The following is a 17,330-nucleotide window of genomic DNA, read 5'->3' as shown; positions in this document are numbered from 1 at the left end:
CGAGAAAGACCCATCGGAATGGGACCATCGCATTGTCACGGTGCGCACAGTCTTGCGATCGCGCGATGAACTCGCGCTTTTCGCCGCTGCTTACCAGCGGTTACAGGCCCGCTCGTTTCGACTTACCGGAGCATTTACGCACTTACCTTGCAAAACCCTATCGAATGTTCCTATATTGGTCGAGATGCGTCCCGTTTCCGAATCGACGGAAGAACGGCCTCGCAAACACGGACAAAGGTGATGACATGCGCATTCGACACTGCCTGATGGGCGCGGCTGCCGTACTCGCCGTCGCGACCGCATCGGCGCACCACGGCTGGAGTTCCTACGATGTTTCGAAGACACTGAAAATTCAGGCCCCGCTGCTCGATGTTCAGTATCGCAACCCGCATGTGGAAGCCGCTGTCGACTACCAGGGCGCGCGCTGGCATGTCGTACTTGCGCCGGTGAGCCGCATGGAGTCGCGGGGTCTGCCGATGGACGCTCTATCGGCGGGCAAGGTCGTCAGCATCGAAGGCTATCCGCGTTCGGACGGCACGCATGAGTTGCGCGCTGAACGCATTACGGTCGATGACAAGACGGTCGAATTGCGTTAGCGATGGAGTGGGCCACATCTGCGGCCACGCTGGCGGCGTCGATTGAAGGGTCGGCGTTTGCGCTATGGATTCGCAGCTCGCCGTGGGCCTATCCCTCGGTGAATCTGGTTCATTTGCTCGGGCTGACGCTGCTGATCGGCCCGATCGGGCTGCTCGACTTGCGCTTGCTGGGCCTTGGCCGCCGGTTCTCCATAGCCGATGTATCCGACGCACTCACGCCCTATGCGGCTGCCGGGCTAGTCCTTTTGATTGCAAGCGGTGCGATGCTCTTCTGTGCGGATGCCGTGCCGTTGCACCGCAATGCTCTGCTGCAAACGAAGCTGTGCTGCATCCTGCTGGGGCTGATCAATGCGTTGGCGTTTCGTCGCATCTGGTCGCAGCGGCTTCTCGATTGGGACCGGCAACCTCCGTTGGCCGGGCGCGTGCAGGCCGCGCTGTCATTGTTGTTGTGGCCGGCGGCGGGAGTGCTGGGGCGGTTGCTCGCTTATCAATGATCCTTTCGATCACTTATCCGGCGAGGTGATCCGTGAGCCGCTTCAACATTGCATCGCATGCATCGAGCTGTTCGACGGTGATGAACTCATCGGGCTTATGGCCTTGATCCATGCTGCCTGGCCCGCATACGACGGCCGGGATGCCCGCCTGATCGAAAAGCCCTCCTTCCGTGCCGAACGCCACCGTGCCGAACTCACTGGACCCGCAGAGTTGCGTCAGAAGCCGCGCCGCTTCGCTTTCCGGTGATGTCGCCAATGCCGGATACGCAGAAAGCGCCTGCAAGCGAATGCCGGTATCGGGCTTGACAGCGCGCATGCGCGGAACCAGTTCGCTTTCGGCGTAAGTCAGTAGATCATGCGCAACTTCGTTCGCATCGAATCCCGGCAGCGCACGTACTTCGAAATCGAACTCGCATTCTTCCGGCACGATGTTCAGCGCGCGGCCGCCCTTGATGAGACCGGTCTGCACGGTCGAGTATGGCGGATCGAATCGTTCGTCGTGATGCTGCGGATGGGCGAGCTGCTCGCCGATCACCTCCAGACGATGGATGAGCCGCGCGGCATATTGAATTGCGTTGACGCCATACGGCGCATAAGCGGAATGACACGCGGCGCCCTTCACGTGACAGCGCATCGCCAGCTTGCCCTTATGGCCGAGCACCGGCTTGAGTTCGGTCGGCTCGCCGATCAGGCAAAGCACCGGCTTGTGCGGGCGTTGTTCCAGTTCGGCGAGCATCGGGCGCACGCCCAGGCAGCCCACTTCTTCGTCGTAGGAGAACGCGAGATGCACCGGCAAGCGCAACTCACGAGCGACGAAACGCGGCACCGCGGCAAGCACCGACGCGATGAAGCCTTTCATATCGGCGGCGCCGCGTCCATATAAGCGGCCTTCGTGCTCGCTCATGCGAAACGGCTCGACGGTCCATGCCTGTCCATCGACGGGGACGACATCCGTATGCCCCGAGAGCACGATGCCGCCACGGTCACTCGGACCGATGGTCGCAAAGAGATTGGCCTTGGTGCCCGCATCGTTATAGAACAGCTCGCTTTCGACGCCATGCTGCGCCAGATAATCGCGAATAAATTCGATCATCTGCAGGTTGGAATCGCGGCTAACCGTGGCAAAGCCGATCAGCTTTTCGAGCAAGGCCCGGCTCGACATCTCACTCATCGCCCGGCACTCCGTAGCTCGGCGCGGCGGTCGGATTCAACGCGCGCGTGATGTAGTCCTGCATCTGCGGCGAATACGCTTGCCAAAGACTGGCCAGCTTGCCGATGGGATCGTCTTCAGCCCAGTCGATGCGCAAATCGACGATCGGCCACACCTGATCGCCCACGATCTTCAGCGCGGCCGAATGCACCGGTCCTGCTTCTCCGCCCTTCTCCATTGCGGCATGCATGGCGGCAAGGAGACGGTCCGCAAGCGCGCCTGAGGTGCGCTCGAATGCGGGCGTCATCGCTTCGATGACGTCGATGCTAGTCAGCATGTTGCCCGCTGCGACGCATTGATTTCCCGCGACCGCATGATTGATTCCAAGCGCTTCCTTGCCGCTAAAGAATGCCGTGCGGCCTCGGGCATCGATGACGGTGACCTGGCGATAATCGCTGAAGGCATCCGTGGCTAAAGCACGATCGAGCGCGACGGAAGGCTCCATCTCCGAGTCGCTCAGATGATCCAGAATCAAGAGCCCAAGCGCCGGCAGCGTCACGTTCTGCGTCGCCACTGCGCCGACCCTGGCGCGCAACCACGGACAACGCGCGCCGACCGCGATGCTCGATGAACTGATCGCTATGCCGAGCTGCCCCGTTTTATCGCAACGTCCGACGATTGAAAATGTCATCTGTGTTCCTTTAAGCGGCAGACGGCGTCCATCCATCGGGAATGACCGCGATCACATCGATTTCCATGAGCCATTCCGGCTGACCCAATGCGACGACCACGAGTCCGGTAGAAATCGGAAACACACCCTTCAGCCATTTCCCGACTTCACGATACACCGGCTCCCGATAGCGCACATCGGTAAGAAACGTCGTCGTCTTGACGATGTGAGAGAGATCGCTGCCGGCTTCTTCGAGCAATTGCTTCACATTCTTCATTGCCTGTTCGGCTTGCGCACGCGGATCGCCCAGGCCGACGAGATTGCCTTCGAAGTCCGTGCCGATCTGACCGCGAACATACACCGTATTGCCCGCGCGCACCGCCTGGCAAAGATCGTTATCGAGCGTCTGATTGGGATACGTATCCTTTGTATTGAACATGCGGATACGGGTGTGCGTGGGTTGGCTCATGAATGCCTCGTTTCTTGAAGAAAGACTAAATCGCTTCGCTGACTTTTAGCGATCGCGCATCGCCTGGCTCGGTCTTTGGCGCATCGTAATAAGCGAGGTACTTGCGCTGCGTGACGATGTGATCCGCAATGTGCTTTGCGTCGTGCCAGACGCCCCAGATGAACGCGGAGCCCCGGCGTGAAAGCCAGGGCAAGCCCAGGAAATAGACACCGGGCTCCTTCGATACACCGCGCTGATGCTTCGGCTTGCCGTTGTCGTCGAATGCGTCGACCTGGAGCCAGCCGAAATCGACTGCATAGCCCGTTGCCCAGATGATCGACGTGACATTGGCCTTCGCCAGATCCAGTTCGAGAATGGGCTGTGTCAGGCACGGCGGATCGGACGGAATATCGCGCGCTTGCGGCTCTTGCGGGAGATCGAGGCCGTTACGCTGGGCGTAAGCATCGGCCGCATCGAGCAAGGACAGATAGTTATCGTCGCCGCGCCGGATGTTATCCGCGAGGTCGGTCTGAAACGTCGCGATGCCGCCGTCGAATGACTTCGTGAGTCCGACGAGCGTGACACCCTGATGTGCGAGACGCCGGAAGTCCACCGTATGTCCGCCGCGCGCACCGCTTACTGCAATGGTCACGTGCTCCTTGCCCGGCCGCATCACCTCGGCATCCCATTCGCCGAGCACGCCGAGCCACCAGCAGAAATCGCGGCCGCGATACGCGCGGGGCGGACGATCGTGCGGTCCCACGGACAAGTAGACTTGCCTTCCTGCTCGCTGCAATTCATCCGCAATCTGAACGCCCGATGAGCCCGCGCCGACGACAAGCACCGCGCCTTCGGGCAATTGCTGCGGATTGCGATAGTCGGCCGAGTGAATTTGCTCGAGTCCGGCATCCTTCGGCGCGATGGCTGGAATGACGGGGCGCTGAAAGGGACCGGTCGCGACAACGACGCGATTTGCTTCGATCGTGCCGTCGGACGTCTCGACCGTGAAGCCTGGACGGCCCGCATTGCGCACGACGTTCTTCACTTCGACGCCCGTGCGGATCGGCGCATTGAATTTCCTTGCGTACGCAGCGAAGTATTCCGCAACCTGGTCCTTCGACGCAAAGCCGTTCGGGTCGAATTCGGCGAACTCCAGATTAGGGAAACGATCGTGCCACGCCGGCCCATTGGCGACGAGCGAATCCCAGCGTCCCGTGCGCCAGCGTTCGGCAATACGCGCACGTTCGAGCACGAGATGCGGAACACCGGCTTTGCTCAGATGCTCGCTCATCGCGATGCCGGCCTGACCGCCGCCCACCACGAGCGTATCGATCGACGTAGTTTCCACTGTCATGGCTGAGTCCCTTAGGAAAAGCAGATACGTATGCGTGGCAATCTACGCGTCGCGAGAGAATCCGAAAAATATATAAAAAAAATGCCTAGCATCGGATTTGGCTATGCAAGGATTTTTGAGCACCGCAGAATCCGGCTCATCACATATGGAGTCACTTGGCGATGGAAGGCCACCCCTTGCGCTATTCGCTGCGTCAGTTGCGCTATTTCGTCGTCACCGCCGAGACGCTGTCATTCACGGCTGCGGCCAAGCGGCTGCATATCTCTCAACCATCCATTTCCACGGCATTGGCGGATCTCGAAGTGTCCTTTGGCGTGCAGCTCTTCATCCGGCACCACGCAAGCGGCCTGTCGCTTACGCAAGCGGGGCGCGATCTCCTGGGGCAAGCGCGCAATCTTCTGAAAATTGCCGAAGAACTCCAGATGGCGGCTAAAGAAATGGACGGCGGAATGACGGGCGCAATCACGCTCGGCTGTCTGGTTTCGCTTGCGCCGCCGCTCATGCCGGGACTGATCAGCCGCTTCACCGACGAGCACGCGGGCATTTCCTTTCGTACAGTAGAGGCGCATCAGGATGCGCTGCTAAGCGGCCTGCAAGACGGCTCACTCGATATTGCGCTGACATACAGCCTCGACATGACGGAAGACATTGCCTTCACGCCGCTCCTCTCGCTTCCGCCTTACGTCATTCTGCCGAGGACGCATCGCCTCGCCCGCGCGCGCAAGGTGTCGCTTGCGGATCTGCTGCCGGAGCCTTACGTGATGCTCGACCTGCCGCACAGCCGCGAATATTTCGCGGCCCTTTTCGACGCCGTAGGCAGCCGCCCCGTGCCGGCGTTTCGTTCTTCGCAGCCGGAAGTCGTGCGCGGCATGGTGGCCAACGGACTCGGCTATAGCCTGTTGAATTTCCCCCTCAAGTCCAATCGCACGGTCGATGGAGAAGAGTTCGTGATTAAACGTTTCAAGGACACCGTCAACGCGACAACGCTCGGGATTGCGCAGTCGCGCACGATGAAACCGCGTCAGGTAGTGCACCGCTTCGCGTCCTTCTGCGAAAACTATATTCGGCGCTTACGTCTCGATGCCTGAGGCGTCGGAACGCCCAGGCGGCTTCACGCCTGCATAGTCAAAAACTTTGCTTTGTATCCGAAAACAATATTTTGGCTGGCAATTTGGCTTGATAGATTGATGACCATGTTGGAGCGCGATGCAGCAGCCTTGCGTCGGCGCGCTCTCTGGGAAATGGAAGAAGGAGGGCTTCATGGCCGACCCGGCACGCACGACCCCACTGCAAGCGCTCGTCGACGAACTGCGCAGCGGTTGCGAACAATCGTTCAGCGATGCTCATGCCATGCCGCCGGGCGTCTACACATCGCCGGAGTTTCTGGCTCTCGAAGAACGCGATATCTTCGCGCACGAATGGCAATGTCTGGGCCGGGCGAGCACGCTCAAGGCGCCCGGAGACTATCTGACGGCGCGTATCGGCGAGCAACCGGTCGTCGTATTGCGCGACGAGCAGATGCAGCTCAAGGCGATGTCGAACGTATGCCTGCATCGCATGTCGGTGCTGCTGGAAGGACGGGGCAATGTGCGCCGTATCGTCTGCCCGTATCACGCATGGAACTATTCGCTCGACGGCGCGTTGAAGGGCGCGCCGCTGATGGACCGGCAAGCGGGCTTCTGCAAGGAAAGCTACCGGTTGCCGCAGATTCGCTGTGAAGAATGGCAAGGCTGGATGTATGTGACGCTGGACCAAAGCGCCCCGCCTGTTCATACGCAGCTCGCCAAGCTCGATGAACTGATCGACGCCTACGGCATGTCCGATTACATCGAGACGTTTCATGAAGAACACGTGTGGAACACGAACTGGAAGATCCTCGCGGAAAACTTCATGGAGAGCTATCACTTGCCGATGCTTCATCGCGCAACCGTGGGCCCGCATTCGAAGCTCGAGGAAATGGAATGTCCGCCCGGCTATCCGGCATTCAATTATCACTGGATCACCAAAGAGGCCAGCCTGCCCATCGGAAATGCGCATCCGGACAACACGCGCCTGACCGGGCACTGGCGCAAGACAACCGCTTTGCTCGCCATCTATCCGACGCATCTCATTACGCTCACGCCCGGCTATTTCTGGTATCTCGTGTTGCAGCCCCGAGGCGTGGGGCAAGTGCATATTCGTTTTGGCGGCGGGCTCGCCCCTGAATTCATTGCCGATCCCGAAGCCAATGCACACATGGCGACGCTTAAACAATTGCTCGATGAAGTCAATGCCGAAGACAGACGCGGCGTCGAAGCCGTATTTCGCGGCGTCCACGCACCGCTCGCGAGACCGGGGCAACTGAGTCATCTGGAACGGCCCAATTACGACTTCGCGCGCTATCTCGCAAGCAGAATCGGCGCGCATTGAATACTGCATCAAAGACAGGACGCAATCACGATGTCAAATCCTTCCTTCATCTCGTTCACGGGCGTGAGCAAATCGTATGACGGCGCGAACTACGTCGTCGACGATCTGAACCTCGACGTGCGCAAGGGAGAGTTCGTGTCCTTGCTCGGGCCATCGGGATCGGGCAAGACGACCACGCTCATGATGCTGGCAGGATTCGAATCGCCCACGCATGGCGAGATTCGGCTGGATGGCAAGCGCCTCGACGACAAGCCGCCGCATCAGCGCGACATCGGCATGGTGTTTCAGAATTACGCGCTGTTTCCGCATCTGACGATTGCCGAGAACGTCGCGTTTCCGCTTTCCGTGCGACGCGTCAGCCGCGCGGAGCAGAAGACGCGCGTCAAGCGCGCGCTCGACATGATCGAATTGCCGCACCTCGCGAATCGTCGGCCCGCGCAACTGTCGGGCGGACAACAGCAGCGCGTCGCGCTTGCGCGTGCGCTCGTCTTCGAGCCGAGCGTCGTGCTGATGGACGAACCGCTCGGCGCGCTCGACAAGCGCCTGCGTGAAACGATGCAATACGAAATCATGCGGCTGCATCGTGAGCTTTCGCTGACCATCGTCTATGTGACGCACGATCAGGCCGAAGCGCTCACGATGTCCGACCGCGTCGCCGTATTCTCCGATGGCCGCATTCAACAGGCCGCGACGCCCAGCGAGCTGTATGAGAACGCGCAAAACGCATTCGTCGCGAACTTCGTCGGCGAGAACAATGGATTGACCGGACGCGTCGTGAACGTCGATGAACCGTGGGCCACGCTCGCGCTGTCGGATGGCAGCACGATCCGCGGCCGCTGCGAGCACGGCTTGCGCGCCGGCGACGATGCGATGCTCGCGCTGCGCCCCGAACGCGCCCACATTCCGAACGCCGAAGGCACGCATGTCGATGAGCATTGCAATGTCGTGCGCGGACGCGTCGACGAACTCGTGTATTGCGGCGATCATCATCGCGTGCATCTGACGCTGGGCTCGCGCGATTCCATCGTCGTCAAGGTGCCGAACACGCAACGGCATGCGTTGCCCGCTGCAGGCGATTTCACCGAAGTCGCCTGGCGACATGACGACTGCAAGATTCTCGCGGCAGCCGCACCACGCAGCACCCCCGCCATTACCTCTCCCAACGCGCCATCACCTTCCATCATCACGACCGCACCCGCAGGAGCCAACTGACATGCGCACTCATATCAAAGCACAATGCGCCGCACTTGCCGTACTCGCCTTTGCCACCGCCACGACGCAAGCAGCGGAAACGCTCTCGGTCGTGACCTTCGGCGGCGCTTTCGAAGCCGCCGCGAAGAAAGCGTGGTTCGATCCGTTCACGCAATCGACGGGCGTCACGTTCTCGACCGAATCGTATGACGGCGGCCTCGCCAAGCTATCGGCGATGGAGCAGGCGAAGAACACGACATGGGATTTGATGGACCTCGAAAGCAACGATGCCATCACTGCTTGCGATGAAGGTTTGCTTAAGAAAATCGACAAGAATTCCTTAGGCAAGACCAGTGATTTCATTCCCGGCTCGATCACGGATTGCGCGGTTGCGAGCATGGTGTGGTCCACCGTTTATGCCTACGACACGAGCAAGCTGAAGACGGCGCCGACCACCGTCAACGACTTCTTCGACTTGCAGAAATTCCCCGGCAAGCGCGGGCTGCGCAAGTCGCCGAAGGTGTCGATGGAATGGGCCCTCATTGCCGATGGCGTCGATCCCAAAGACGTGTACAAGGTGCTCGGCACGCCCGCCGGAGTCGATCGCGCGTTCAAGAAGCTGGATACGATCAAGAAGAATATCGTGTGGTGGGAGTCGGGCGCGCAAGCGCCGCAGCTTCTCGCGGACGGTGCAGTCGTGATGGTGCAGGCCTATAACGGCCGTATCGACGATGCCGTCAAGCGCGACAAGAAGCCTTTCAAGGCCGTCTGGGACGGGCAACTCTACGACTTCGAATGGTGGGGCATTCCGGCAGGCGCGAAGCACGCGGATACAGCCGCGAAATTCATCGTCGCGCAGGCACAGCCGAAGGCGTCGGCCGATCTCTCGAAGTACATCGCCTATGCGCCGCCGCGCAAGGACGCGATTCCGCTCGTCGACAAGCAGCGTCTGGCCGATCTGCCGACTGCGCCCGATAACTTCAAGCGCGCAGTGCAGGTCAACGCGAGCTTCTGGGCCGACAACGCGGATGCGATCAACAAGCGCTTCCAGGCGTGGCTGACGCAGTAACGCCCCTGTCGAACGAGAACCATCTTGACCGTGACCACCCACCTGCACGCATCGGCCCAAGGCACTCCGACGAGAGCCGAAGGCCGTGCGTCCTATCAGAAGGCGCAACGGCGCGCGTCCATGCAGGCGTTGCTGCTTGCGCTGCCGTTGATCGTGTTTCTGCTTTCGACCTTCATCGCGCCGATCGCGCTGCTGCTCGCACGCAGCGTGCAGAACCACGAAGTGCCCGACAGCATGCCCGCGCTCGCGCGCGCCCTCGATGCGTGGGACGGTCAGGGGATACCCGACGAGCGCACCTTCGCATTGCTCGCCTCGGGCCTCGTGCAGGCACGCGAAAGCGGACAACTGGGCAATGTCGCGCGACGGCTCAACTTCGCGCAGCCGGAGTTTCGCAGCCTCTTGATGCGCACGGCGCGCGGCATTCGCAACGATGCCCCGCCCGCGTGGAAGCCGGCGTTGACCGGCCTCGACGAACGGTGGAACTCGCCCGAGATATGGCGCTTGCTCAAGCGTGCGGCCGCATCGCCGACGCCGGATTATCTGCTCGCTGCCGTCGATGCCGAGGTCACGGCGAAGGGCGCCATTGCATCGGTGCCGTCCAATGCGGCGGTGTATCGCGATGCGTTCGCGCGCACCATCTCCATCAGTGCGACGGTGACGCTGCTATGCCTCGTGCTCGGCTATCCGGTTGCGTGGCTGCTCGCCAATCTTCCCGCGAAGAGCAGCAACCGTCTGATGTTGTTCGTGATCGTGCCGTTCTGGACGTCGCTGCTCGTGCGCACGACCGCATGGTATGTGCTGTTGCAGCCGGGTGGCGTCGTCAACAGTCTGCTGATGGGACTCGGCCTCGCGACGCATCCGGCGCCGCTCATCTTCAATCGCACGGGCGTGCTGATCGGCATGACGCATGTGCTCCTGCCGTACATGATCCTCGCGATCTATTCGGTGATGAAGAGCGTCTCACCCGTCTATGTGCGCGCGGCGAAATCGCTCGGCGCGCATCCGTTCACTGCCTTCATGCGCGTGTACGTGCCGCAGACACTGCCAGGCGTCGGCGCGGGCTGCTTCCTCGTCTTCGTGCTCGCGCTCGGCTACTACATCACGCCCGCGCTGCTCGGCGGCGCAGGCGACGAGATGATCAGCCAGCTCATCGCGATACAAACCAACACGCAACTCAACTGGGGCCTAGCGGGCGCGCTGTCGGCGTATCTCGTGATCTTCACGGCGATCTTCTATTTCCTGTTCAACCGCATCGTCGGCATCGACCGTCTGCGCTTCGGCTGAGCCACTCGCATTCGAAGGAACGTTCATGCAAGACAAACGCAACACGGTGCTGACGGAACGCATCGCCGCGCGCTGGGTGCGCTTGCATACCGCGCTCGTGCTGTTCTTCCTCATCGCGCCGATTCTCGCGATCATCCCGCTCTCGTTCAACTCGGGCTCGTATTTCTCGTACCCGATGCAAGGCTTTTCGCTGCGCTGGTATCAACAGGCGCTGACGAGCGCGGACTGGCAGCGTGCGCTCCTGAACAGCATCGGCATCGGCGCGGCATCGACGCTCATTGCAACGTGTCTCGGCACGCTTGCCGCGCTCGGTCTTTCGCGCGCGCAGTTTCCGCTACGCTCGGTCATCATGCCGATCATCATCTCGCCGATGATCGTGCCGATCGTCGTCGTCGCGGCGGGCTTCTATCTGATCTTCGCGCCGCTCGGTCTCGTCAATTCATATCCGGGCGTGGTGCTCGCTCATGCGGCGCTCGGCACGCCGTTCGTGGTCATCACGGTGACGGCGTCGCTGCTATCGTTCGATCAGAGCCTGTTGCGCGCTGCATCAGGGCTCGGCGCATCGCCGTGGACCGCGTTCAGGCGCGTGACCTTGCCGCTCATCACGCCGGCAGTGGCCACGGGCAGCGTATTCGCGTTCGCGACATCGTTCGATGAAGTCATCGTCATTCTGTTCATCGGCGGACCCGAACAGAAGACCGTGCCCCGGCAAATGTGGAGCGGCATTCGCGATTCCATCGATCCGTCGATTCTCGCCGTCGCGACCATGCTGATCGTATTCGCGGTGCTGCTGTTCGCGAGCATCAACTGGCTGCGGGCGCGCGCGGCGACGGCAAGTCAGGCGCTGGCGTGAGCATCTTCTCCGCATAATCGACGAAGCGGCGCGCAGGCGTGGTCAGCGGATTGCGCTTCAGCCACGCCGCGACGAGCCCGGAGCGCGCTACGTCCTCCACGATTCCCACCGCGATTACTTCGTTGCCGTCATAGGTCAGCGACGAAGGCGGCCGCGTGACGAGCAGCGAATAGCCGAAGCCCTGCCCCACCATGCCGCGCACGAGCTCCAGCGACGGCGAACTGAACGTGACACGCGGCGTGAGCCCGAACGGCTCGAACAGATCGACGAAATAGTCGCGGCTCGGCGCGACGTCGAGCAGAATCAGCGGCTCCTCGTATAGCTCGAAGAGACTGACCTTCGCCTGCCCCGCCAGACGATGCGACGCCGGCAGCAACACGTAAGGGCTTTGCGGACGCGTCAGCAGATGCGTATCGATAGCGGCATCGAGACCGAGGTCATAGACCATCACGAGATCGAAGCGGCCGCTAAAGAGCCCTTGCAACAGCTCGTCCTGATCGCCGTCACGGACGCGAATCTCGATGCCGGGATAAACCGCGTTGAAGCCGCGAATCAGCGATGGAAGATAGAGCGGCGCAAACGTCTCGAAGCAACCGATATCCACGCTTCCCGACGCCACGTCCGCTTCCGCCAGCGCGTTCTGTTCGAATTCCTTCGCGCTGCGCAAGAGTTCCTTCGCATGTTCATAGAACCGCGCGCCCGCTGGCGTCAGCGATACCCCTTGCGCGTGGCTGCGGATAAAGAGCTGCGTGCCGAACCCTTCTTCAAGCCCTTTGATCGCAGCGGATACGGACGGCTGCGCAATATAAAGCTGCCGCGATGCCTCCGCGACGCTGCCATGATCGACCGTTGCAACGAAATACCTGAGCTGACGCAGCGTGAAGGAAGTGGCCATGCGTGCGCGAATCGATAGGACCGGGAGAAGTGATGGTATCAGGCCGCCCCGGTCTTTCCATCACGCAACGAATGGAAACTCTTGCTCCGGCAGCGGATCGCCGTGCGCGAGCTTGCCCGCGAGATGCTTGTAGGGCGGTGAAGTCTCGCCGCCGCGATCGACATAAACGGCTTCGTCGCCGAGCCATCGGAACGACACCACGCGGCGCGAATTACCGGCCTGCCGGTTGCCCGGCGCGCCATGCACCGTCAGGAAGTCGAACGCGATTGCATCGCCGGGCTGCAAATCCCAGCCGAGAATGTCGTATTCCTCGCGGCGCCCTTCGATATCCGGCATGTCTTCGAGGCCATCGGCGCTGCGGTCGTAAGTCACGCCGGTGAACTTGCGCGGCCGAAAGAGCTTGCCCCAGCGATGCGAACCCGCCACGAATTCGACGCACGTATCGCGCGGAACCGTATCGAGCGGCACCCACATGCTCACGCTCTGCCGTGCGCTCACGCAGTAATACGGCTCGTCGTGATGCCACGGCGTCGGCTTGTCGGCACCGGGTTCCTTGACGAGCACATGCTCGTGAAAGATGCGCGCACGGTCGGATTGCATCAGTTCCCGTGCGATGCGCGCGGCCGGACTCTCTTCGACGAAGCGTCGAAACGGCTCGATGCGTTGCCAGTTGCAATAGTCGCCGAAGAAGCGGCCTGTGCTTTTCCCCGCCGTATAGTCGCGAAAATCCGGACCCGGCTGTGCAACGTTCATTGCGACGCCTTCACGCAGCGTCGGAATCCATTCCGCGAACACGCCGCGCAGCACGGCCACGCCATCGCGTGCGAACGCTTCTTTCTCTTCTTCGAACATGTGATTCTCCCTTTGAGGAAATCGCCGATGTTCGACAAGCGTGTCACGACATATTGCCTGGGGAAATAATGAAAAACCTATAACCGCTAAAGGAAAATGCTTAAGCGCGGCCAGCAATCTCTTGCCGGCCGCGCTGCTTGCCAACTAACTCATGCCTTAGTGACTCGCGCCTTCCGCCGCGCCGATGCCCGTTTCCGAACGCACGGTCTGTGCATCGAAGCCGGCCTGATCGATACGAGCGCGCGCGGACCGGTCCGTGACCGAGAAGAGCCAGATGCCCGCAAAGCCGATCGCCATCGAAAACAGCGCGGGCGATGCATACGGGAATGGTGCATCGGCGAAATGGAACACATCCACCCACACGGCTTTCGACAGCACCGTCAGCACCACCGCCGAAAGCAGGCCCAGAAAGCCGCCGAGCGCCGCGCCGCGTGTCGTGCAACCGCGCCACAACACGGACATGAACAGCACCGGGAAGTTTGCCGAGGCTGCGACCGCGAACGCGAGCGACACCATGAACGCAATGTTCTGCTTCTCGAACACGATGCCGAGCACGACCGCCACGAAGCCGAGCACGATGGTCGTCACGCGCGACACATGCAGTTCGCTCTTGCTCGACGCCTTGCCATGCTTGAACACGGTCGCATAGAGATCATGCGATACCGCCGATGCCCCCGCGAGCGTCAGGCCCGCGACCACCGCGAGAATCGTGGCAAACGCCACCGCTGAAATGAAGCCGAGGAACACGTTGCCGCCGACCGCGCTCGCAAGATGCACCGCCGCCATGTTGGTCCTGCCGAGCAGCTTGCCGCCCGCATCCTTGAACGCCGGATTGGTGGACACGAGCACGATCGCGCCGAAGCCGATGATGAAGGTGAGGATGTAGAAGTAACCGATCCATGTCGTCGCCCAGAACACCGACTTGCGCGCTTCCTTCGCATTCGGCACCGTGAAAAAGCGCATCAGGATGTGAGGCAGGCCAGCCGTGCCGAACATCAGCGCAATGCCGAACGAGATGGCCGAAATCGGGTCCTTGATGAAGTTGCCCGGACCCATGATCGACGCCTTCTTTTCGTGAACGTCGACCGCTTTGGCAAACAGCGCCTCCGGGCTGAAGTTGAATTGCCACAGCACCATGAACGCCATGAACGACGCCCCCGCGAGCAGCAGGCACGCCTTGATGATCTGCACCCACGTGGTCGCGGTCATGCCGCCGAAGAGCACGTACACCATCATCAGCGCGCCGACGATCACCACCGCGATCCAGTATTCGAGTCCGAACAGGAGCTTGATGAGCTGTCCCGCGCCGACCATCTGCGCGATCAGGTAGAACGCCACCACGACCAGCGTCCCCGATGCGGCGAACGCGCGAATAGGCGTCTGCCTGAAGCGGTACGCCGCCACATCGGCGAACGTGAAGCGGCCGAGATTGCGCAGCCGCTCGGCCATCAGGAACGTGATGATCGGCCAGCCGACGAGAAAGCCGATCGAATAGATGAGACCGTCGTAGCCGTTCGTGTAGACCGCAGCCGAGATGCCGAGGAACGACGCCGCCGACATGAAATCGCCTGCGATCGCCAGGCCGTTCTGGAATCCGGTGATGCCGCCGCCCGCCGTATAGAAGTCGGAAGCGGAGCGCGTTCTCTTAGCGGCCCATTTGGTGATGAAAAGCGTCGCCACGACGAACGCGATGAACATGCTGATCGCGGTCCAGTTGGTGGCCTGCTTGACTGCCTGGCCGAGATCGCCGCCCGCGGCGAACGAACTGGCGGAGGCGCCGGCGAGCGCGCTTGCGGCAAGGAGCTGTCGAGCTTTCATTGGACCTCCCGCTTGATCTTGTCGGTCAGGTCGTCGTACGTGCTGTTGGCGTGACGCACGTAGAGGCCCGTGATGGCCACGGTGAAGACGATCACGAACAGGCCGATCGGCATGCCCCACGTCATCACGCCCGCGCCGATCCTCGATGCAAGCAGGTCCTTGTCGAACGCGATCAGCAGCACATAGCCGTAATACACGATGAGCACGAGGGCCGTCAGCGTCCAGCCGAGCGTCGAACGTTTGCGGACGAGTTCGCGATAAGTCGCGCTCGCCTTGATGGTCTCGGCGACCTGAACATCCATGATGTGTCTCCTGCCAAGATGATGTTTGCGCGCGCGATGCGTGACCGCTGAATCTTTTCTTTGCGCTGACGCCTAAGGTACGTGCGCCGGCTTACCCGTTTCTTACGCAAAGGGTCCGCGGATGGCGGGGTTTACGCGGGGGGCAGCATCGGTCAACGCTATCCGGCGTGATGACTGCGCGCGAATCACGTATCGTTGCAGGCAGCACTGCAAAGCATCGTCATGAAGACGCGCGGCGTGCGGCGCGCGGGGACCCGATCGACCGTTCGGTCTCGCGTAGCCATCGTGCGCCGAATCCGTCTCGCTCACTCGAAACCAGGGAGAAGACCATGTGCAATCACGCCCGGCATGAACGAGTTCATCCGATCCACTGCATTCTGCCGCCGCATATGCTCAAGGAGATCGCGAAAAAGGGCACGCCGCAGCAGCGCTCGCTCGCCGTCGAAACGCTGAGCGCCGACCACACCTTCCGGCAGATCCGCTCCGTGCAGGCGGCGCTGATCGCGCCGAGGCGCGGCGTGCACGCGGCTCCGGCCGCCGCGGCATCGGCGCAGCGCAGCATCTACACCGCGAACAACACGGAGACCCTGCCGGGCACGCTGGTGCGATCGGAAGGCTCGCCCCCATCCGACGATGTCAGCGTGGACGAAGCCTACGACGGCCTCGGCGCGACCTTCGAGTTCTATCTGAAGGTGTTCGAGCGCAACTCCATCGACGGTGCGGGGATGCCGCTCATCGGCACCGTGCATTACGGCGTCGAGTACGACAACGCGTTCTGGAATTCGCAGCAGATGGTGTTCGGCGACGGCGACGGCACTTTGTTCAATCGCTTCACCATCGCACTCGATGTGATCGGCCATGAACTCACGCATGGCGTCACCGAACACGCAGCCGCGCTCGCGTATTCAGGTCAATCGGGCGCGTTGAACGAATCGGTGTCGGACGTGTTCGGCGCGCTCATCAAGCAATATGCGCTGAAGCAGACGGCGAGCGAAGCCGACTGGCTGATCGGTGCGGGGCTGCTCACGAGCGGCGTGAACGGCGTCGCGTTGCGTTCGATGAAAGAGCCCGGCACCGCGTACGACGATCCCGTTCTCGGCAAGGACCCGCAACCCGCCGACATGGCGCACTATGTTCAGACCGCGCAGGACAACCACGGCGTGCACATCAATTCGGGCATCCCGAACCGCGCGTTCTGCCTGGCCGCGCTCGACATCGGCGGCTATGCGTGGGAGAAAGCCGGCCGCATCTGGTACGAAACGCTCAACGATGAGCATCTCAAGCCGAACGTCAACTTCAAGGCCTTCGCGAAGCTCACGGTATCGAACGCGGGTCGTCTGTACGGCGCGGGCAGCGCCGAGGCGAAGGCCGTCACCAAAGCCTGGGACACGGTCGGTGTATTGTGAGCCGGTGCGCTTTACTTCGGATCGCATGCAGAAGGAGTTTCCTGTGCACGCTGAACTGATCATCGACGGGGGCGTCGGCTTCTTTCCCGGCCTCGCACGGCCCATCGTCATCGACGAAAACGATCTGTCGCCCGCCGAGCGCGAAGAACTTTCGCGTCTCGTCTCCGCCGCGCGGGAGCAGCCGGCTGCCGCGCCGCGGGCCGCAACCCGGCCGGTGCCGGACGGGCGGACGTATCGCATCATCATCGTTTCGGGCGATGGGGACATCGAACTGGGATGCGCCGATCCGTCCGTGCCACCGGCCTTCTCTGCGCTGATGGTGTTCATCAGGCAGCACGGGCGTCGGTGAATACTACCGGTCGCGTTGTAAGAGCGCGATGGTTCGTCCTCACCGGATACCGCACGCCTCGACGCACCGCTTATGACGCGTGCAGGCATCCAATTTGCTCAGACCAATCGCGAGTCGCGAGGACATCGCACGTCCAGTGCACATCACCGAGAGCGCCGCGAAGGCCCACGATATGAGACGACACCGCATT

The 17,330-nt window shown here is 61.5% G+C and carries 18 protein-coding genes; 10 read left to right on the top strand and 8 right to left on the bottom strand.

All coding sequences use genetic code 11. The features are described 5' to 3' along the window. Window positions 1-245 precede the first annotated feature (245 nt). Together P9220_RS21785 and P9220_RS21780 are read left to right on the top strand one after the other, a co-directional pair. Complete coding sequence (locus P9220_RS21785; protein WP_309767614.1) at window positions 246-596, top strand: DUF6152 family protein; 351 nt, start codon at window positions 246-248, stop codon at window positions 594-596. Window positions 597-598: 2 nt separating this feature from the next. Further along, window positions 599-1,090 (top strand): DUF6644 family protein, encoded by a 492-nt coding sequence (locus P9220_RS21780; RefSeq protein WP_309767612.1) that lies wholly within the window; start codon window positions 599-601, stop codon window positions 1,088-1,090. A gap of 13 nt (window positions 1,091-1,103) precedes the next feature. On the opposite strand, the gene argE is transcribed toward P9220_RS21780, so the two are convergent. From argE to P9220_RS21760, 4 genes are read right to left on the bottom strand one after another with little or no spacing between them, the layout of a single operon-like run. Beyond that, window positions 1,104-2,261, bottom strand: coding sequence for an acetylornithine deacetylase (argE, locus tag P9220_RS21775; RefSeq protein ID WP_309767610.1), 1,158 nt, complete (start codon window positions 2,259-2,261; stop codon window positions 1,104-1,106). Next, entirely contained in the window at window positions 2,254-2,931 is a 678-nt protein-coding gene (locus P9220_RS21770; protein ID WP_309767609.1) for a DUF1028 domain-containing protein, read from the bottom strand. Before P9220_RS21770 ends, argE begins: the two co-directional genes overlap by 8 nt. Before the next feature lie 10 nt (window positions 2,932-2,941). Beyond that, the gene (locus P9220_RS21765; RefSeq protein ID WP_309767608.1) at window positions 2,942-3,379 is read right to left on the bottom strand and encodes a RidA family protein; all 438 of its coding nucleotides are present in this window, start codon (window positions 3,377-3,379) and stop codon (window positions 2,942-2,944) included. Between the two features lie 25 nt (window positions 3,380-3,404). Then, a complete protein-coding gene (locus tag P9220_RS21760; RefSeq protein ID WP_309767606.1) occupies window positions 3,405-4,712 on the bottom strand; it encodes an NAD(P)/FAD-dependent oxidoreductase in 1,308 nt (435 codons plus the stop codon). A 161-nt stretch (window positions 4,713-4,873) separates the two neighbouring features. Here P9220_RS21760 and P9220_RS21755 point away from each other — a divergent pair, with 161 nt between their 5' ends. The 6 genes from P9220_RS21755 to P9220_RS21730 all read left to right on the top strand — a co-directional run bounded on the left by P9220_RS21755 (window position 4,874) and on the right by P9220_RS21730 (window position 11,518). Further along, entirely contained in the window at window positions 4,874-5,800 is a 927-nt protein-coding gene (locus tag P9220_RS21755; RefSeq protein ID WP_309767604.1) for a LysR family transcriptional regulator, read from the top strand. Window positions 5,801-5,972: 172 nt separating this feature from the next. Further along, entirely contained in the window at window positions 5,973-7,121 is a 1,149-nt protein-coding gene (locus tag P9220_RS21750) for an SRPBCC family protein (protein WP_309767603.1), read from the top strand. Window positions 7,122-7,151: 30 nt separating this feature from the next. Then, window positions 7,152-8,333 (top strand): ABC transporter ATP-binding protein, encoded by a 1,182-nt coding sequence (locus P9220_RS21745; RefSeq protein ID WP_309767601.1) that lies wholly within the window; start codon window positions 7,152-7,154, stop codon window positions 8,331-8,333. A gap of 1 nt (window position 8,334) precedes the next feature. After that, window positions 8,335-9,381, top strand: coding sequence for an ABC transporter substrate-binding protein (locus P9220_RS21740; RefSeq protein WP_309767600.1), 1,047 nt, complete (start codon window positions 8,335-8,337; stop codon window positions 9,379-9,381). 42 nt (window positions 9,382-9,423) lie between these two features. After that, the gene (locus P9220_RS21735; protein WP_309768231.1) at window positions 9,424-10,665 is read left to right on the top strand and encodes an ABC transporter permease; all 1,242 of its coding nucleotides are present in this window, start codon (window positions 9,424-9,426) and stop codon (window positions 10,663-10,665) included. A gap of 25 nt (window positions 10,666-10,690) precedes the next feature. Next, the gene (locus P9220_RS21730; RefSeq protein ID WP_309767598.1) at window positions 10,691-11,518 is read left to right on the top strand and encodes an ABC transporter permease; all 828 of its coding nucleotides are present in this window, start codon (window positions 10,691-10,693) and stop codon (window positions 11,516-11,518) included. Here the strand turns inward: P9220_RS21730 and P9220_RS21725 are convergent. From P9220_RS21725 to P9220_RS21710, 4 genes are all read right to left on the bottom strand, one after another. Next, window positions 11,469-12,413, bottom strand: a complete 945-nt coding sequence (locus P9220_RS21725) for a LysR substrate-binding domain-containing protein (protein WP_309767595.1) — start codon at window positions 12,411-12,413, stop codon at window positions 11,469-11,471. The two genes, P9220_RS21730 and P9220_RS21725, sit on opposite strands and share 50 nt — an antisense overlap. Before the next feature lie 60 nt (window positions 12,414-12,473). Continuing rightward, window positions 12,474-13,265 carry a phytanoyl-CoA dioxygenase family protein gene (locus tag P9220_RS21720; RefSeq protein WP_309767593.1) on the bottom strand — a complete coding sequence of 264 codons (792 nt, stop codon included), beginning with the start codon at window positions 13,263-13,265 and terminating at the stop codon, window positions 12,474-12,476. Window positions 13,266-13,421: 156 nt separating this feature from the next. Then, on the bottom strand, window positions 13,422-15,083 hold the full coding sequence (locus tag P9220_RS21715; RefSeq protein WP_309767591.1) for a cation acetate symporter: 1,662 nt from the start codon (window positions 15,081-15,083) through the stop codon (window positions 13,422-13,424). Continuing rightward, window positions 15,080-15,385: a DUF485 domain-containing protein gene (locus P9220_RS21710; protein ID WP_309767590.1), complete on the bottom strand. Its 306-nt coding sequence runs from the start codon at window positions 15,383-15,385 to the stop codon at window positions 15,080-15,082. The genes P9220_RS21715 and P9220_RS21710 overlap by 4 nt, the downstream gene beginning before the upstream one ends. A 329-nt stretch (window positions 15,386-15,714) precedes the next feature. Here P9220_RS21710 and P9220_RS21705 point away from each other — a divergent pair, with 329 nt between their 5' ends. Next, the gene (locus P9220_RS21705) at window positions 15,715-16,791 is read left to right on the top strand and encodes a M4 family metallopeptidase (RefSeq protein ID WP_309767589.1); all 1,077 of its coding nucleotides are present in this window, start codon (window positions 15,715-15,717) and stop codon (window positions 16,789-16,791) included. A gap of 43 nt (window positions 16,792-16,834) precedes the next feature. Continuing rightward, window positions 16,835-17,140 carry a protealysin inhibitor emfourin gene (locus P9220_RS21700; RefSeq protein WP_309767588.1) on the top strand — a complete coding sequence of 102 codons (306 nt, stop codon included), beginning with the start codon at window positions 16,835-16,837 and terminating at the stop codon, window positions 17,138-17,140. Window positions 17,141-17,330: the final 190 nt, after the last annotated feature.

The organism is Caballeronia sp. LZ016, from assembly GCF_031450805.1.
GTDB lineage: Bacteria > Pseudomonadota > Gammaproteobacteria > Burkholderiales > Burkholderiaceae > Caballeronia.
This window is presented reverse-complemented; position numbering and strand designations above follow the sequence as displayed.

Excerpts from the sequence above, each read along its gene's own strand:
- P9220_RS21785 (WP_309767614.1), top strand. The coding sequence starts at position 246 with ATGCGCATTCGACACTGCCTGATGGGCGCGGCTGCCGTACTCGCCGTC.
- P9220_RS21780 (WP_309767612.1), top strand. The coding sequence starts at position 599 with ATGGAGTGGGCCACATCTGCGGCCACGCTGGCGGCGTCGATTGAAGGG.
- argE (WP_309767610.1), bottom strand. The coding sequence starts at position 2,261 with ATGAGTGAGATGTCGAGCCGGGCCTTGCTCGAAAAGCTGATCGGCTTT.
- P9220_RS21770 (WP_309767609.1), bottom strand. The coding sequence starts at position 2,931 with ATGACATTTTCAATCGTCGGACGTTGCGATAAAACGGGGCAGCTCGGC.
- P9220_RS21765 (WP_309767608.1), bottom strand. The coding sequence starts at position 3,379 with ATGAGCCAACCCACGCACACCCGTATCCGCATGTTCAATACAAAGGAT.
- P9220_RS21760 (WP_309767606.1), bottom strand. The coding sequence starts at position 4,712 with ATGACAGTGGAAACTACGTCGATCGATACGCTCGTGGTGGGCGGCGGT.
- P9220_RS21755 (WP_309767604.1), top strand. The coding sequence starts at position 4,874 with ATGGAAGGCCACCCCTTGCGCTATTCGCTGCGTCAGTTGCGCTATTTC.
- P9220_RS21750 (WP_309767603.1), top strand. The coding sequence starts at position 5,973 with ATGGCCGACCCGGCACGCACGACCCCACTGCAAGCGCTCGTCGACGAA.
- P9220_RS21745 (WP_309767601.1), top strand. The coding sequence starts at position 7,152 with ATGTCAAATCCTTCCTTCATCTCGTTCACGGGCGTGAGCAAATCGTAT.
- P9220_RS21740 (WP_309767600.1), top strand. The coding sequence starts at position 8,335 with ATGCGCACTCATATCAAAGCACAATGCGCCGCACTTGCCGTACTCGCC.
- P9220_RS21730 (WP_309767598.1), top strand. The coding sequence starts at position 10,691 with ATGCAAGACAAACGCAACACGGTGCTGACGGAACGCATCGCCGCGCGC.
- P9220_RS21725 (WP_309767595.1), bottom strand. The coding sequence starts at position 12,413 with ATGGCCACTTCCTTCACGCTGCGTCAGCTCAGGTATTTCGTTGCAACG.
- P9220_RS21720 (WP_309767593.1), bottom strand. The coding sequence starts at position 13,265 with ATGTTCGAAGAAGAGAAAGAAGCGTTCGCACGCGATGGCGTGGCCGTG.
- P9220_RS21715 (WP_309767591.1), bottom strand. The coding sequence starts at position 15,083 with ATGAAAGCTCGACAGCTCCTTGCCGCAAGCGCGCTCGCCGGCGCCTCC.
- P9220_RS21710 (WP_309767590.1), bottom strand. The coding sequence starts at position 15,385 with ATGGATGTTCAGGTCGCCGAGACCATCAAGGCGAGCGCGACTTATCGC.
- P9220_RS21705 (WP_309767589.1), top strand. The coding sequence starts at position 15,715 with ATGTGCAATCACGCCCGGCATGAACGAGTTCATCCGATCCACTGCATT.